16 protein-coding genes are annotated in these 14,964 nt (G+C 61.8%); 14 read left to right on the forward strand and 2 right to left on the reverse strand.

The window, feature by feature from the left end:
• Nucleotides 1-24 precede the first annotated feature (24 nt).
• From CWE01_RS16675 to CWE01_RS16735, 13 genes are all read left to right on the forward strand, one after another.
• Nucleotides 25-231: an MbtH family NRPS accessory protein gene (locus tag CWE01_RS16675; protein WP_100941639.1), complete on the forward strand. Its 207-nt coding sequence runs from the start codon at nt 25-27 to the stop codon at nt 229-231.
• Nucleotides 232-365: 134 nt separating this feature from the next.
• Nucleotides 366-1,649, forward strand: coding sequence for an MFS transporter (locus tag CWE01_RS16680; RefSeq protein ID WP_100941640.1), 1,284 nt, complete (start codon nt 366-368; stop codon nt 1,647-1,649).
• 288 nt (nt 1,650-1,937) lie between these two features.
• Nucleotides 1,938-2,423, forward strand: coding sequence for an Lrp/AsnC family transcriptional regulator (locus CWE01_RS16685; RefSeq protein WP_177145813.1), 486 nt, complete (start codon nt 1,938-1,940; stop codon nt 2,421-2,423).
• A gap of 146 nt (nt 2,424-2,569) precedes the next feature.
• Nucleotides 2,570-3,379, forward strand: coding sequence for an isocitrate lyase/phosphoenolpyruvate mutase family protein (locus CWE01_RS16690; protein ID WP_100941641.1), 810 nt, complete (start codon nt 2,570-2,572; stop codon nt 3,377-3,379).
• Nucleotides 3,380-3,542: 163 nt separating this feature from the next.
• Nucleotides 3,543-4,406, forward strand: coding sequence for a MurR/RpiR family transcriptional regulator (locus tag CWE01_RS16695; RefSeq protein WP_100941642.1), 864 nt, complete (start codon nt 3,543-3,545; stop codon nt 4,404-4,406).
• A 36-nt stretch (nt 4,407-4,442) separates the two neighbouring features.
• Nucleotides 4,443-4,982, forward strand: coding sequence for a D-alanyl-D-alanine dipeptidase (ddpX, locus tag CWE01_RS16700; RefSeq protein ID WP_100941643.1), 540 nt, complete (start codon nt 4,443-4,445; stop codon nt 4,980-4,982).
• A gap of 207 nt (nt 4,983-5,189) precedes the next feature.
• The gene (locus CWE01_RS16705) at nt 5,190-6,770 is read left to right on the forward strand and encodes an ABC transporter substrate-binding protein (protein WP_100941644.1); all 1,581 of its coding nucleotides are present in this window, start codon (nt 5,190-5,192) and stop codon (nt 6,768-6,770) included.
• A 75-nt stretch (nt 6,771-6,845) separates the two neighbouring features.
• Complete coding sequence (locus CWE01_RS16710; RefSeq protein WP_100941645.1) at nt 6,846-7,862, forward strand: ABC transporter permease; 1,017 nt, start codon at nt 6,846-6,848, stop codon at nt 7,860-7,862.
• A gap of 1 nt (nt 7,863) precedes the next feature.
• Complete coding sequence (gene ddpC / locus CWE01_RS16715) at nt 7,864-8,745, forward strand: D,D-dipeptide ABC transporter permease (RefSeq protein WP_100941646.1); 882 nt, start codon at nt 7,864-7,866, stop codon at nt 8,743-8,745.
• Nucleotides 8,742-9,737: an ABC transporter ATP-binding protein gene (locus CWE01_RS16720; RefSeq protein WP_177410489.1), complete on the forward strand. Its 996-nt coding sequence runs from the start codon at nt 8,742-8,744 to the stop codon at nt 9,735-9,737. The genes ddpC and CWE01_RS16720 overlap by 4 nt, the downstream gene beginning before the upstream one ends.
• A complete protein-coding gene (locus tag CWE01_RS16725; RefSeq protein ID WP_100941648.1) occupies nt 9,737-10,708 on the forward strand; it encodes an oligopeptide/dipeptide ABC transporter ATP-binding protein in 972 nt (323 codons plus the stop codon). Before CWE01_RS16720 ends, CWE01_RS16725 begins: the two co-directional genes overlap by 1 nt.
• Nucleotides 10,709-10,806: 98 nt before the next feature.
• A complete protein-coding gene (locus tag CWE01_RS16730; protein ID WP_100941649.1) occupies nt 10,807-11,796 on the forward strand; it encodes a DUF2157 domain-containing protein in 990 nt (329 codons plus the stop codon).
• Complete coding sequence (locus CWE01_RS16735) at nt 11,793-12,821, forward strand: DUF2157 domain-containing protein (RefSeq protein ID WP_100941650.1); 1,029 nt, start codon at nt 11,793-11,795, stop codon at nt 12,819-12,821. Before CWE01_RS16730 ends, CWE01_RS16735 begins: the two co-directional genes overlap by 4 nt.
• A 96-nt stretch (nt 12,822-12,917) precedes the next feature.
• Here CWE01_RS16735 and CWE01_RS16740 read toward each other — a convergent pair whose 3' ends face one another.
• Together CWE01_RS16740 and CWE01_RS16745 are read right to left on the reverse strand one after the other, a co-directional pair.
• Nucleotides 12,918-13,268: a BON domain-containing protein gene (locus CWE01_RS16740; RefSeq protein WP_100941651.1), complete on the reverse strand. Its 351-nt coding sequence runs from the start codon at nt 13,266-13,268 to the stop codon at nt 12,918-12,920.
• Nucleotides 13,269-13,417: 149 nt separating this feature from the next.
• Entirely contained in the window at nt 13,418-14,440 is a 1,023-nt protein-coding gene (locus CWE01_RS16745; RefSeq protein WP_100941652.1) for an AraC family transcriptional regulator, read from the reverse strand.
• 208 nt (nt 14,441-14,648) lie between these two features.
• On the opposite strand from CWE01_RS16745, the gene CWE01_RS16750 reads away from it, so the two are divergent.
• Nucleotides 14,649-14,951, forward strand: coding sequence for a YtcA family lipoprotein (locus CWE01_RS16750; protein ID WP_100941653.1), 303 nt, complete (start codon nt 14,649-14,651; stop codon nt 14,949-14,951).
• Nucleotides 14,952-14,964 lie beyond the last annotated feature (13 nt).

Here is a 14,964-nt window from a genome sequence, read left to right on the forward strand (position 1 = left end):
TTTCAATTCCGAGGTAGTGCAACCATGACCACTGAAGATAAAGACCAGGACGTTTACCTGGTCGTCGCCAACGCTGAAGAGCAGTACTCCATCTGGGCGGCCGACCTGCCGCTGCCGGGTGGATGGCGCCTGGCGGGCAAGCGTGGAAGCAAGTCCGAGTGCCTGGAGCACATCAAGGAAGTCTGGACCGACATGCGTCCCTTGAGTCTGCAGCAACGCTTGCAGGCTTGAGTCGGTTGCCGCGCGGAGGGGTTCGCCCTCCGCCAGGCATGGCAATGTTCAACCCCGTGCCCTGCCCTCCTGCCCCGCCAGGCATCTGTCGGTTTCTGGAGGGCGCGCAGGTTTTTATCTAAAGGAATAGCCTGATGTCCGTGCGCAATCACGTCTCTGCCAAGGCACCCATTTCAGACGACCGAGCCTCCCTGCTGCTCCTGCTTATCGCCTTCGTCGACGCCGCCGGCCGCGGACTTTTTCTCGCCGGCGCGACCTTTTTCTATACCCAGGTCGTAGGCCTGAGTAACGTCCAGGTCGGTATCGGCCTGGCCCTGGCCGGCCTCTGCGGCCTGGTCTGCGCGGTACCCATCGGCCGCCTGGCGGATCGCCTGGGCGCCGCGCGGGTCCTGGCTTTCCTGCAGGTCTGGCGGATGATCGGCTTTCTGATCTATCCCTTCGTCAACGAGTTCTACACCTTCCTGCTGATTGCCTGCTTTATCGGCTGCGTCGAGCAGGCCGTCTGGCCCATCATCCAGTCGCTGGTGGGGTCGGCGGTCAAGGCGGACGCCTATGTGAAGACGATGTCCAAGGTGGCGATCGTCAGGAACGTCGCCTACATGCTGGCCGCCGGGGTGTTTTCCATCGTGGTCAGCTTCACCAGCGGTCCGGGCGGGGTGATTGGCCTGCTGATCGCCAACGCCCTGGCGTTCCTGATTTCCGCGATCCTGCTGGTCACCGCCAAGCTGCCTCACTCCACTCCCAAGGAGCCGGCACAAACCCAGCGCGTGACGCCGCCCGCGCACCCGCTGAAGAACCTGAACTTCCTCTCGCTGTCACTGTGCAATGGCATCCTGTCGTTGCATCAGGCGGTCATGACCATCGCCATTCCCCTGTGGTTGCTGACCAAGACCCAGGCACCGAAGTCATTGATCGGTATCATCCTGGTGGTCAATGGCATCATGGCGATTACCCTGCAACTGCACTTCAGCAAGCGCGGCAATGAGGTCATCTATGCGGCCCGCAAGCACCTGTACGCTGGGGTCACACTGGCGCTTTCCTGCGCACTGGTGGCCTTCACCACCGCGGAGCAACCCTCCTACCTGGTCGCCGGCATCCTGTTGTTCGCCTGTGTGGTGATGACGTTTGGCGAACTATGGCAATGCGCGGGTGCGTGGGGCATTTCGTATTACTTGTCGCCGGCGGAAAATCGCGCCTACTACCTGAGCGTCTATGCCCTGGGAGCGAACCTGATGACCGTCGTGTTCCCCGGGATCCTGCCCATCGCTGTCGTGGAAGGCGGCTCCACCGGCTGGATCGGCCTGGCGATCGTCTTCGCCCTGGCCGGCATCGCCACCCCGCTTCTGGCCCGCTCCGCGAGCCGGCAAAGCGCAACTGCCGCTGCCGGCGGGATGAGCGCCAGCGGCGCGCAGGCCTGATCCCCCGTCCGTCAATCATCGAACCCCAGGGCCACAAGTGTGTCCCTGGTATTACCAGTCTGTATCAACAACTCGTGTTAACAGCGCATACCCCCTGCCTTCTCTATTTGCCCCATGACTTCAACGGTTGTTTGGGCGACATTTTGTAACCTCCAAGTGACATTCAGAATCACTTCCGGCCGACGCCTGCCCGCCCGTCTGAAAAAAAATTGCATCACCTAAAAATCAATGGCATCGTAATGAAGATGGACGTTGTACTTGCCGATGCAATCTAGAAAGGATTCTGTTTTGAAAAAGAACTCTATGGCGCTTGATGCAATAGATTTAAAAATCTTGAGTATCATGCAGGCTAATTGCCTTACCACCACATCGAAACTTGCGGAAGTTCTTTCCATGAGTGAGACACCGTGCTGGCGCCGTCTGAAACGCCTTGAAGAAGAGGGTTTCATCCAAGGCTATCAAGCCATGCTCAACAAGGAAGCCCTGGGCTTCGAAGTCACTGCCTTCGTTCATCTTTCTGTCGATTCGCATACCGAAGAAGTGACCCGCAAGCTGGAAGAGAAAATCACCTTGTGCCCGGAAGTCGTGGCCCTTTACAACGTGACGGGCGACTATGATTTCCTGGTAAAAATCGTCTGCAAAAGCATTGCCTTATATACTGTGTTCATTGAAAAAACACTGCGCAAGATTCCGTGTATTACGCAAATCAGAACATCCATCACACTTCGCGAAGTGTATGACTCCAAGATAATTCCGTTATCGGCCTATCCCTGAAACAGTGTTCTCCCCTGACCCTGTTTGCCGGGACATATTCTTTTATTCGCAGCGAACCTTCAGTCTATCGAATCGTTGTAATAACCGGCCCCTACGCGCCGCCCCTTGTCATTAAAAAATATAACTTTCAAAGGAGTTGAATGGTCATGACCGCACTGGATAACGCTTTTCACAGCCTGCATCAGAATGGACTGCTGGTTTTGGCCAACGTGGCCGATGCGGGCGGTGCGCGCATCGTCGAACGCCTCGGCGGCAAGGCCGTGGCCACCAGCAGCGCCGCCATGGCCTGGTCCCATGGCTACCAGGATGGCAACCAGCTGCCTCTCGATCTGCTGAGCACCACCGTCAAGTCGATGGCACGGGTGCTCAGCGTACCGCTGACGGTGGATATCGAAGCCGGCTACTCGGATGACCTGGAGCAGGTCGGCCAGGTGATCAACGCCGTGATCGCCGCCGGGGCGGTCGGGATCAATATCGAAGACGGCCTCGGCTCGCCAGAGCTGCTGGTGCGCAAGATCGATGTGGCGAGAAAGGTGGCGAACCAGACGGGCGTCAAGCTGTTCATCAACGTACGCACCGACGTCTACCTGAAAAACCTGTTCCCCGCCGAACAGCGTCTTGAAGAACTGCTCAAACGCGCCGCACTCTATACCGGCGCCGGGGCGGATGGGCTGTTTGCCGCGGGCGTGGTCGATTCGAACGAAATTGCCGCGATCTGCCGGGCCACCCCACTGCCGGTCAACCTGCTGTCCCGGGACGGGCTGGCTTCCCCTGCCGAATTGCAGCGTCTGGGTGTCAGACGCCTCAGCGCGGGCTCGAGCATCGCCGAGTTCCTGCACGGCGCCATGGGCACATTGGTCCGCAGCTTCCTGGACAACGGCCAGCTCGATACCCACGCCTTGAAAGCCCATACCTACGGCGAACTGAATACCTTGATGGCGGCGAAAACCGAGTAATCGCTGTTTCCGGACGGGGCCATCGGCCCCGTCCGCACACAAAACCTGACTGCCCCCCTGTGAGATCGTCTGAAAAAGGCGTTGTGTTGCTTCGAAAGCCGATGTTATGTTTATAACAACAGAGCACAAAATGACACAAACATAACAATCCCGGCGCGCCGATATGTCCACGGAAAAGAACAGCTTTCTTCTGTTACTGGAGCAACAGTTCTCCAGCCTGACCCCCACCGGCAAGCGCATCGCCAGCTATCTGCTGGGTAATCCGGAGCAACTGCCGTTCGAGTCGGCCGACAGCATCGCGCAGCAAGCCTCCACCACCGGGATTTCCGTGGGGCGCTTTTTGCGCTCCCTGGGTTACCGCAACCTCGATGAGGTGAAAAAAAGCCTGCGCGGTGAAGCGCCGAGCTCATGGCTGATCACCGACCGGATTGCCGCCTTTCGCGCCGAAACCAACCAGGACGACGCGCTCGACCGCTCCATGAGTCGCGAGATCGAGGCCATCCAGCACGCTTATGGCCTGGCGCGCAGCGAGGCCTTTGGCAGGATCGTCCAGCGCATCCATGAAGCCGATGCGGTGTTCATTCTCGGGATCCAGTCGACCCGCGGGATTCTCACGGCCTTCCATAGCCACCTCGAATACATTCGTCCCAAGGTCTACTACGTCGATGGCCTTTCAGGCATCTACGCGGAAACCCTGAACTCCGGCTTTGCCAATCCCTACGCGATCATTGCCGACTTCCGCGCGTACTCCAGCGTGACCCAGACCTTCTGTGACGCGGCGCTGGAAAACAACCTTCCCCTGGCCCTGATCACCGACCTGCAATGCCCCTGGGCCCGGGACTACCCGCTGCTGGATCTGCTGCAACTGAAAACCGATGTCGGCCAGTTCTGGGACTCCCCCGCTCCACTGGCCTGCCTGCTGAACCTGGTGGTCTCGGCCGTCGCGGAAAAATATGGCGAGCGTCTCGATGAGCGCCTGGCCAAGAACCGTCAATTGCAAAAAGCCTTCGGCCAGTTCGAAGGCTGACCCACCGCCTCTGCGAATCCCAACTGGAGTGTTTGTGTGAACAACAGCCCCCTTGTAGAGATTGATGCCCAGCGTTATCAGGTGCAAATCGACCTGATCTACGCCAGCGCAGACAACCTGGCTGGAAGAGTGATCTACCCGACTGCCCGTTGCCTGCTGCATCGTCAAGCCGCCGACTGTTTGAACAAGGCCAGCCACCTGGCGCGCCTGGCCGGATTGACCCTGCGCATCTATGACGCCTACCGCCCGCCCTATGCCCAGTACCTGTTATGGGAAGCCTTGCCGAACAACGACTACGTGCGCGACCCGCATCTGGGCTCCCACCATAGCCGTGGCGTGGCGGTGGACCTGACCCTGGTGGACGCCGATGGCGAGCCGCTGGACATGGGCACCGCCTTCGACGCCATGGAAGAACGCTCCCATCAGTTCTACCCCGACCTGCCCGCCGACGTGCAACGCAATCGCCTGCTGTTGCTGGGGATCATGCTCGGCGCCGGGTTCCAGGCGATCGATACCGAATGGTGGCATTACGAACTACCGAATGCCGACGATTACCCCCTGCTGGAAGAGGTGTAAGCCACAACCCTGACAAACCCATCGGACCGCAACGCCAACACTGACGAAACCACAGAGTTTCGCAGGCAGCACAGCACAGCCCACTTCCGGTGCGGCTGAAAACAACAACAAGACAGCGTTACTCAGGCTTCACCTGCAACTGCCCGGTTATAGCTTTTATAAAAAACCTGACGAACTTCCATACATCGAATGATCAAGGAAACCGGCATGAACCCAACGAACACCGTGACCCGCAAACCCTTTCCCGGCACCGGCAAACTGCTGCTGAGCGTGCTGTGCAGCGCCTTGAGCCTCGGCGCCTGGCAGGCCGCGACCGCGGCGGTGCCCAAAGACACGCTGGTCATCGGCAAACCCGCCGACCCGCAGACCCTCGACCCGGCCGTGACCTTTGACAACAACGACTGGACCATCACCTATCCGTCGTATCAACGCCTGGTCGGTTACAAGGTCGAGGGCGATAAAAGCAGCACCGAAGTCCAGGGCGACCTGGCCGAAAGCTGGACCGTTTCCCCGGACAACCTGGTCTGGGAATTCAAGATCAAACCCGGCAACAAGTTCGATGACGGCGCCCCGGTGGATGCCGCCGCGGTGAAGTTTTCCTTTGATCGCCTGATGACCCTCAAGCAGGGGCCGTCCGGGGCCTTCCCCGAGGACATGGTGGTGGCGGTGGTCGATCCGCAGACCATCCGTTTCACCCTGAAAACACCGTTTGCGCCGTTCCTGTTTACCCTGGCCCACAACGGTGCCTCGATCATCAACCCGGATGTGGTGACCAAGACACCCGACGTCAATGCCTGGCTGTCCAGCCACACCGCGGGCTCCGGCCCCTTCCGCCTGAGCACCTGGCAGAAAGGCCAGTCGCTGACCCTGGAACCGAATACCTACTTCGCCGGGCCCAAGCCCGCGCTGAAAACCGTGGTGGTCAAGATCATCGCCGAGCCTTCCGTGCGTCGCCTGCAACTGGAACACGGTGACCTGGACATCATCGAAGACATGCCCGAAGACCAGCTCGGCGCGCTGGCCAAGAAGTCCGGCGTCGTGGTCCGGGAATTCCCGTCGTTGCGGGTGACCTACCTCTACCTGAACAACAAGAAAGGTCCCTTGGCCAGCGTCGATGCCCGTCGGGCGATTACCCAGGCGGTGGATTACAACGGCATCGTCAAAGGCATTCTCAAGGACAAGGCCAAGCTGATGAACGGGCCGATCCCGGACGGCATGTGGGCCTACGACAGTTCGTTGCCGCCGATGAAACAGGACCTCGCTGGCGCCAAGGACAGCCTGGCCAAGGACCCGCAGAAAATCACCACCCTCAGCTACATGTACTCGGACAAGGATCCCAACTGGGAACCGATCGGCCTGACGCTGCAAGCGGCACTGGCCCCCCTGGGCATCAACCTGAAGATGGAAAAACTCGCCAACGCGACCCTGCGCGAGCGCGTCGGCCAGGCCGATTACGACATCGCCTCGGGCGCCTGGAGCCCGGACTTTGCCGACCCCTACATGTTCATGAACTTCTGGTTCGACTCGAAGATGCAGGGCCTGCAAGGCAACCGCTCGTTCTACAGCAACCCCGAAGTCGACAAGCTGATCCGCGAAGCGGCCGCCACCAGCGACACCGCCAAGCGCGTCGAGCTGTACCAGACGGCGCAGAAGAGGGTGCTCAAGGACAGCGTCTACGCCTACCTCTATCAGAAGAGCTACACCTTGCCGATGCGTGACTCGGTCAAAGGCTACGTGTTCAACCCGATGCTCGAACAGGTCTTCAACCTGGGCAGCATGAGCAAGTAAACCTGCTCCCCCGCGCCGGCCGTTCGCGGCTGGCGCGGCGTCTGATTCTCGTCGTTGCTGTGACTGAGGTGCCCAATGGCCTTCCTGACTCTATTGCGCAAGCGCCTGCTCGGCCTGGTGTTGGTCGTGTTCGGCGTTTCGCTGATTACCTTTGCAATTTCGCACCTGATTCCCGGGGACCCGGCCCGACTGATCGCCGGCGACCGTGCCAGCGATGCGCTGGTGGCGGGCATCCGTCACCAGTTGGGCCTGGACCTGCCGTTGTATCAACAATATGGCCGTTACCTGATGGACCTGCTGCACGGCGACCTGGGGACTTCGATCCGCACCAACCGTCCGGTCCTCGAAGACTTGCAGGCGTTCTTCCCGGCCACCCTGGAGCTCGCGCTGGTGGCGCTGGTGCTGGCGATCCTGGTGGGCGTGCCGCTGGGGGTGCTGTCGGCGGTCTATCACAACCGGGCCATTGACCAGATCGCCCGGACACTCGCGGTCACCGGTATTTCCACCCCGGCCTTCTGGCTCGGGTTGGGGGCGATTGTGCTGTTCTACGGCCAGCTCGGTTGGTTGCCCGGCGGTGGCCGGTTGTCCGAGGGGCTTGCACCGCCGCCGACCTTCAGTGGTTTCTACCTGATCGATTCGCTGCTTGCCGGTGACGGCGGGCTGTTTCTCGATGTGCTGCAACACCTGATTCTTCCGGCCGCGACCCTGGGCTTCGTGACCCTCGGCGTGGTCGCCCGGCAGATCCGTTCCGCCATGCTCGAGCAACTGTCCGAGGACTACATCCGCACCGCCCGCGCCTACGGTTTGTCGCGCTGGACGGTGATCCTGCGCCACGCCCTGCCCAACGCCCTGATCCCTTCGGTGACCGTGCTCGGCCTGACCCTGGGTGACCTGCTGTACGGCGCGGTCCTGACCGAAACCGTGTTTGCCTGGCCCGGCATGGGCGCCTATGTGGTCAAGTCGATCCAGTCGCTGGACTTCCCGGCGGTGATGGGCTTCGCGATCCTGGTGTCATTCATCTATGTGCTGCTGAACATGGCCATCGATCTTTTGTACCGCGTGATCGACCCACGCATCGGCGAGGTGAATTGAAATGTCCGTGACCCTGACCGCCGCACGCGGCCCGCAATGGCGCGAAAAACTCGCCTACCTGGCCTACCAGATCCGCCGCAGCCCGCTGACCATGGCCGGCCTCACCATCAGCCTGATCGTCCTGCTGTGCATGATCTTCGCCCCCTGGCTGGCCAGCCACGACCCCAACGCGCTGGACCTCGCCGCCCGCCTGATGCCGCCGTCCGCCGAGCATTGGTTCGGCACCGACGAGGTCGGCCGGGACCTGTTCAGCCGCGTCCTGTTCGGCAGCCAGCAGTCGGTGGGCGTCGGCCTGTTCGTGGCCTTTGCCTCCTGTTTTATCGGCGGTTTGCTGGGCTGTTTTTCCGGCGTGATCGGTGGGCGTTTCGACGCGCTGATCATGCGCCTGATGGACATCATGCTGTCGGTGCCCTCCCTGGTGCTGATCATGGCCCTGGCCGCGGCGCTGGGGGCGAGCCTGTTCAACGCCATGCTGGCGATCACCCTGGTGCGGATTCCGTCCTATGTGCGACTGGCCCGCGGCCAGGCCTTGAGCATCCGCCAGATGGGCTACGTCAAGGCCGCCCAGACCTTCGGCGCCGGGCGCTGGCACATGGTCCACTGGCACGTGGCGCGCAACGCCATGCCGCCGTTGCTGGTGCAACTGAGCCTGGATATCGGCAGCGCCATTCTCATGGCCTCGGCCCTGGGTTTTATCGGCCTGGGGGCGCAGCAACCGACCGCCGAATGGGGCGCGATGGTCGCCACCGGGCGCAACTACATCCTAGATAACTGGTGGTATTCGACCTTTCCCGGCCTGGCGATCCTGATCACCGCCACCGGCTTCAACCTGCTGGGCGATGGCGTGCGCGATCTGCTCGACCCACGGCAACAGGGGAAATGACCATGCCGACCTCCACACCCGTATTGGCCATCGACAACCTGAGCCTGGAATTCCCGGCGTACAAGAACAACGTCAAGGCGTTGAACGGCGTCTCGCTGCACGTCAATCCCGGCGAAATCGTCGGCGTGGTCGGCGAATCCGGTTCGGGCAAGTCGGTCACGGCGATGCTCAGCATGCGCCTGCTGCCCGAGCGCAGTTATCGCATTACCGCCGGCAGCTTGAGCATGCTCGATCGCGACATGCTGGCGGCCTCCGAGAAGGAGCTGCTGCAGATCCGCGGCCGCGATGCCGCGATGATTTTCCAGGAGCCGATGACCGCCCTGAACCCGACCCGGCGCATCGGTCGGCAAATGCTCGATGTGATCATCCATCACCAGAAGATCAGCGCCGCCGAGGCCCGCCTCAAGGCCATCGCGCTGCTGCATGACATGCATATCGCCAGCCCGGAGCAGGTGTTGGAAAGCTATCCGTTCGAGCTGTCCGGTGGCATGCGTCAACGGGTGATGATCGCGCTGGCGTTCTCCTGCGAACCGCAACTGCTGATCGCCGACGAACCGACCACCGCCCTCGACGTCACCGTGCAACGCCAGGTGCTGTTGCTGCTCAGGGAGAAGGCCCGGCAGAAAGGCACCGCCATTTTGCTGATCACCCATGACATGGCCCTGGTCTCGCAGTTCTGCGACCGGGTTTATGTGATGTACACCGGGGCCGTGGTCGAGCAGGGCCTCACCGCCGAGGTGATGAGCAACCCGCAACACCCTTATACCCAGGGGCTGCTCAGCGGCCTGCCGGAAATGGTCGAGCCGGGGCAGCCGCTGATGACCATTCCCGGGCAAGTGCCGAACCTGGCCGCCCTGCCCGCCGGCTGCACCTTCGCGGAACGCTGCGCGCACAGCATGCCGATCTGCGCCCAGCGCCCGAGCCTCAACCCCATCAACGGTAATGAGCAACGCAAAAGCGCCTGCTGGTTACCGGTCAAGGAGCTTTCGTGATGAACAGTGCCGTGATTCACGCCGTGACCGACATGGCCCCCGAGATTCTCCGGCTGGACGATGTACGCGTACGTTTCCCGGTGAGCAACGACTGGCTGGGCCGGCCTAGGGGTTACGCCCATGCGCTGAATGGCATCGACCTGCAAGTCAGGGCCGGCGAAACCCTGGGTATCGTCGGTGAGTCGGGCTGCGGTAAAAGCACCCTGGCCCAGCTGTTGATGGGGTTGCTGGCACCGAGCAGCGGCGCACTGAACTGGGCCGCCCGCAGCGACGGCCAAGGCAGCAGCAATGTTCAGATCGTGTTCCAGGACCCGCAATCCTCTCTCGACCCACGCCTGCCGATCTGGAAAATCATCACCGAGCCGCTGTACGCCAGGGGCCATGCAGCGCGCGGGCAAATGCGCGATATCGCCGCCAGGGTCGCGTCCCAGGTGGGCATACGCCCGGAGTACCTGGACCGCTTCCCCCATCAGTTCTCCGGTGGACAGCGCCAGCGGATCGCGATTGCCCGGGCCCGCTCATCAGACCCGGACATCATTGTCCTCGACGAACCGACCTCGGCCCTGGATATCTCGGTTCAAGCGCAAATCCTCAACCTGCTGGCGGAGCTGCAACGCGCGCGCAAGCTGACCTACATCCTGATTTCCCATAACGTGTCGGTCGTGCGGCATATGGCTGACCGCGTGGCAGTGATGTACCTGGGGCAGATCGTCGAGCTGGGCAGCGCCGCCCAGGTGCTTGAGCAGCCACGTCATCCTTACACCCGCCTGCTGCTCGAAGCGGTGCCGCGACTCGGCGTGCCCCTGCAGGCGGAACAGGTGGCGGCGCCGACCGAATTGCCGGGCAACCGCCGCCTTCCGGAAGGCTGTTTCTTTCGTGAACGCTGCAGCCTGTGCACGACCGGCTGCGAAAAACCCCAGGCTTTGCTGGGAGAGGAGTCGCAACGGGTCAGGTGCCATGTGCAAGGCTGACAAGTCTTCGATTTTCAAAATGTGACGCCGCGTGTTGAGAATGACACTAATGTTCTGTAGGCCATTTGGATTTTTCACGTCACGGACCTCTGGACACCATGAAAAAAACAACAAAGCAGCTGCTGGTTCACGAAATTGCCGACTGGCATCACCGCGGCCTGATCGATGCCGAAGCCCGGAAGCGGCTGAGCGCACCCTACGAACAACCGGGCCAGCTGTTATCCAACGTCCTGCAATGGCTGGGGATCGGTGCAGTCCTGCTGATCGGCATGGCGGTGCTGGGGGGCTTGAGCCTGTTCAGCCAGTCGGTGACGGTCGGCGCCATGCTGTTCTTCTTCGCCGGGGCCGGCTTGTGGTGGGGCGGTGTGCGCATGGCCCGCGATCCGGCCCAGCGCACGCCGGTCACCGGTGTGGCGATCCTGACCATCGGCCTGATCCTGATCGGAGCAAGCCTGTTGTTGGGCACTTCAAACAATGACGAGGGCGAGTTTGGCAATGTGTCGTTGGCGCTGCTGGTCACGGCGCTGCTGAGCGTCCTCACCGCCTACCGTTATCGTCTGCGCTGGCCGCTTCTCCTGGGCCTGCTGTGTGCCTTCCATGGGCTGGGCGCCTGGGGTCGGTACGTGGGGCACGGCGGTTATTTTTTCGATATTCAGGACCCGCGCTCGATGGCCGTGATTGCCGCGCTGGCAGCGGCATTGGGTTTAGTCCATCAACTGGCCGAAGAGCGCCAATTGCGCCGCTTCTGCGGGTTTGGCCGACTGTATGTGATCTTCGGGCTGCTCTACCTCAACTGCTCCCTCTGGTTTCTCAGCCTCGATGATTTGGGCAGCGACACGCGGATATGGACCCTGCTGTTTACCCTGGCGGCCATCGGGCAACTGGTGGTCGGCGCGCGCTTCAAGCATCCGAGCTTTACCGGTTTCGCCGTCGTATTCCTGGGCATCGACCTGTACACCCGCTTTTATGAATACTCATGGGACCGGCTGGGCATCGCAACGTTTTTCGCGGTGGCAGGGCTCATCGGCCTGTTACTGGGCTGGTCGTTCGAGCGCATGGCCCTGCGCGCCAAGGGAGCCTCACAATGAGCCCGGATCAACGTAACCAACAGGTGCACAACGCACTGGATCAATGGCTGCGGGATGGCCAGATCGACATGGACCAGCACGCCCGCATTGGCGAACGCTATGTGCTGACGCGCTGGGACTGGCGCTCACTGGGCCGCTGGTTCCTGACCTTTGGCGCGATCAGCCTGGCGGCGGGGTTGCTGCTGTTTCTGCGCGAGCACCTGGAATTCACCTTGCCGAAACTGGCCGTCGGCCTGGCGCTGGTAACCCTGGGGCTGTTTGTTGGCGGCCGCTGGCTGATGGGCAAGCAGCTGAAACTGTTGGGGGGCACCCTTGAGTTGCTCGGCGGCTTTACCTTGATCGGCGCCAGTTTTGTGCTGGGCATGATCTATTCGGACGGTTCGGGCAACTGGCCGGCGCTGCTGCTGGTCGATCTGCTGATCCTGCTGGTGCTCAGTTATGTGCTGAACAACGTCTTGCTGCTGACCCTGTGCAGCGTGCTGTTCTTTGTCTGGTTTGGCGGTCGCAGCGGCTATCAGTCCGGCTGGGGTGCCTACTGGTTCGGCATGAATTACCCGCTGCGCTTTCTCGGCGCGGCGGTCGCGTTGATCGCCGCGGGTGTGGTGCATTTGCGCGCAGAGGCCGGGTGGCTGGGGCGTTATGGCGGTTTTGCCAAGGTGTGGATTTCCTGCGGTTTGTTTGTCGGCGAAATGTCCCTGTGGCTGCTGTCGCTGTTTGGCAGCTACGAGCTGATCGACGGTCCCTGGCACCTGGCCGATGCCGGCGAACTGGTGATGTACAACGTGCTCTGGGGGCTGGTCAGCCTGGGGATTCTGGCGCTGGGGATTCGTTTGCGCTTTGGCATGCTGGTGGGCTATGGCTCGACCTTCTTCATCATCCAGCTCTACACGCTGTTCTTCACCCAGATCGCCGAGACCCTGGGTTGGCTGATGAGTTTGCTGATAGCCGGTGGCAGCCTGCTGGCGCTGGTGATCTGGCTGGAGTCCGAGCGGCAGAAACGCCGTGGCGCGGCTGCCGCGGCTTGATCGCCCCCCCTGGCGACCGCCAGGACGGGGAAAAGGCTGACACCGGCAAACAAGGCAGGATCGGGAGACAACCTCCGACCCTGCCACTGAAGGGCCCTATTGATCATCCTCGCGACGCGGCAACGGCGGCCGGTACTCGTTGGCTTCTTCGGCATCGGGCGCTTGCATTGAGCTGGCGGGCATGAACACATGGGTCAGCAGCCCGTGGGCATCGACCTCCATCACGCCAGGCACCGCGCGGACCCGATCAATGACCTGCTCGCACTGGCGATGGGTCAGCACCCGGCCGCTCAACGCCACCGTACCGGCATGGGTTTTCACATGGATATGCAGGCTTTGCGCGGAGTCCGCCATGGCCAGGGCGGATTTGACCCGGGCGGTGGTCCACGTGTCGTGCACGGCCATACCCAGATCGTGGGAATAATGCTGCAAGGAATGGTTTTTCATGGCAGAACCCTCTGTCGAGTCTTCAGACGTACTGTTCATACCCGGGGCGCGGCTGTGGAGTACGCGCCACCGCCACACAGACGCTGATTAATTATAGTGCGCTCTCCCCAAAAGTGATGGCAGGCGCCCGGCGGCACCCCATACGCCCCCTACGCGGAACGCGACTGGGCCCGGGCCTGGCGAAACGCATGGGGCGATTCACCCGTCCAGCGCTTGAACGCATGGATAAAGCTGGCGGACTCCGAATACCCCAACGCCTCGGCAATCTGCTCGATCTGCAGGCGCGAGCCCGTCAGCAAACGTTCGGCCATGGCCTCGCGCACTTCGTCGCACAAGCCGAGATAGGTCACGCCCTCCTCCTGCAAGCGGCGCCGCAAGGTCCGCACCGACATGCACAGGGTTGTGGCCAACGGCCCCATGGCCGGCATGGTGGCCGGCTGCGCGGCCAGCAACTCGCGCACCCGCCCGGCCAACCCGCCGCTCTGCGGGCCGACCTGCAAACCCCGGCGGCACTGGTCATGGGCGATATGCAGTGCCAGGGGATCGGCCAGCGCCAGCAGGATATCCGCGTCGACCTGGCTGAAGACCAGGGCACTTTTCGGCGCATTGAAGCGCGGGCGCACACCGGTGAATTGCTGATAGAGCTCCACATCGGCCGGCTCGGCAAAGCTGAACTCGATGGCCCGAGGGATCGCCGTGCGTCCGAGTAGATCGCTGGCGATCCTCAATCCGGCGACAAAGGACCGCCCAACGATAAACGGGCGCAAATCCAGGGGGATATCGCTCTCTTCGCATTCGATCCGCAGGTCCGTCGCCTGGGCGTCGACCACCACGCGCACCAGGCTGGCATTCAACTGCGAGTAATACGGAATCAGTGAAAAGGCATCGCGCAACGTGGAACTGCTGACCAGGGCAAAACCCAGTGCGGCCAATGAGGTGAAGCGATAGCGCGACCCCACTTCCAGGCCCAGGCCACTGGCGCCGCCGCAATGCTTGAGCAGGTTGCGGATCAGGTGAAATTCCTGTTCGAAGGAAACCAGCCGGGTCGGGTTTTCCAGGTCGGCGGGCTCTAGCCCCGAGCCCGCGAGAAACTCCACGGTCGACAGGCCACGCTCGACTCCGACCCTGGCCATGATGAGCGCACTGCTGATGCTACGCTGTTGATTATTCACTCGCGCGTCGACTCCGCCGAAAGGAACCCAAGGTCGATCACCGTGCACTCCCTATCAATAATATGGCCGAACAGATCATGTTCACCCCTGACGCCATCTCTAAACTATTGCTGACGAAAGACTGCGCAACACCTGCCCGCTTCGATCCGGGCACCAGCCGTCGGCGACGCTCTCCATTTCGCCCATCTGACCAGAAGCCTCGACCGTGATGAATACCCGCCCGCCCCGCATCCCTCACCCGGACAAACGCCTGCAACACAGCGCAAAAGCCCTGGCCGGCACACTGGTTTGCCTGGCCCTGGCCGGCTGCAAGCAACCGCCGTCGATCAGCGTGCTCGGCGCCTATTTCCCGGACTGGTTGTTTTGCGCGATCGCCGGCGTGCTGCTGACCCTTCTGGTCAGGGCCGTGCTGCTCAGGACACAGCGTACCCCATGGCTGCGGCCATGGGTGCTGAGCTACCCGCTGCTGGCCCTGGTTTTTTCGCTGTTGAGCTGGCTGGTCTTTTTCTAACCCGGGCGTTTCC

The organism is Pseudomonas sp. QS1027 (genome assembly GCF_002814235.1).
In the GTDB taxonomy this organism is placed as follows: domain Bacteria; phylum Pseudomonadota; class Gammaproteobacteria; order Pseudomonadales; family Pseudomonadaceae; genus Aquipseudomonas.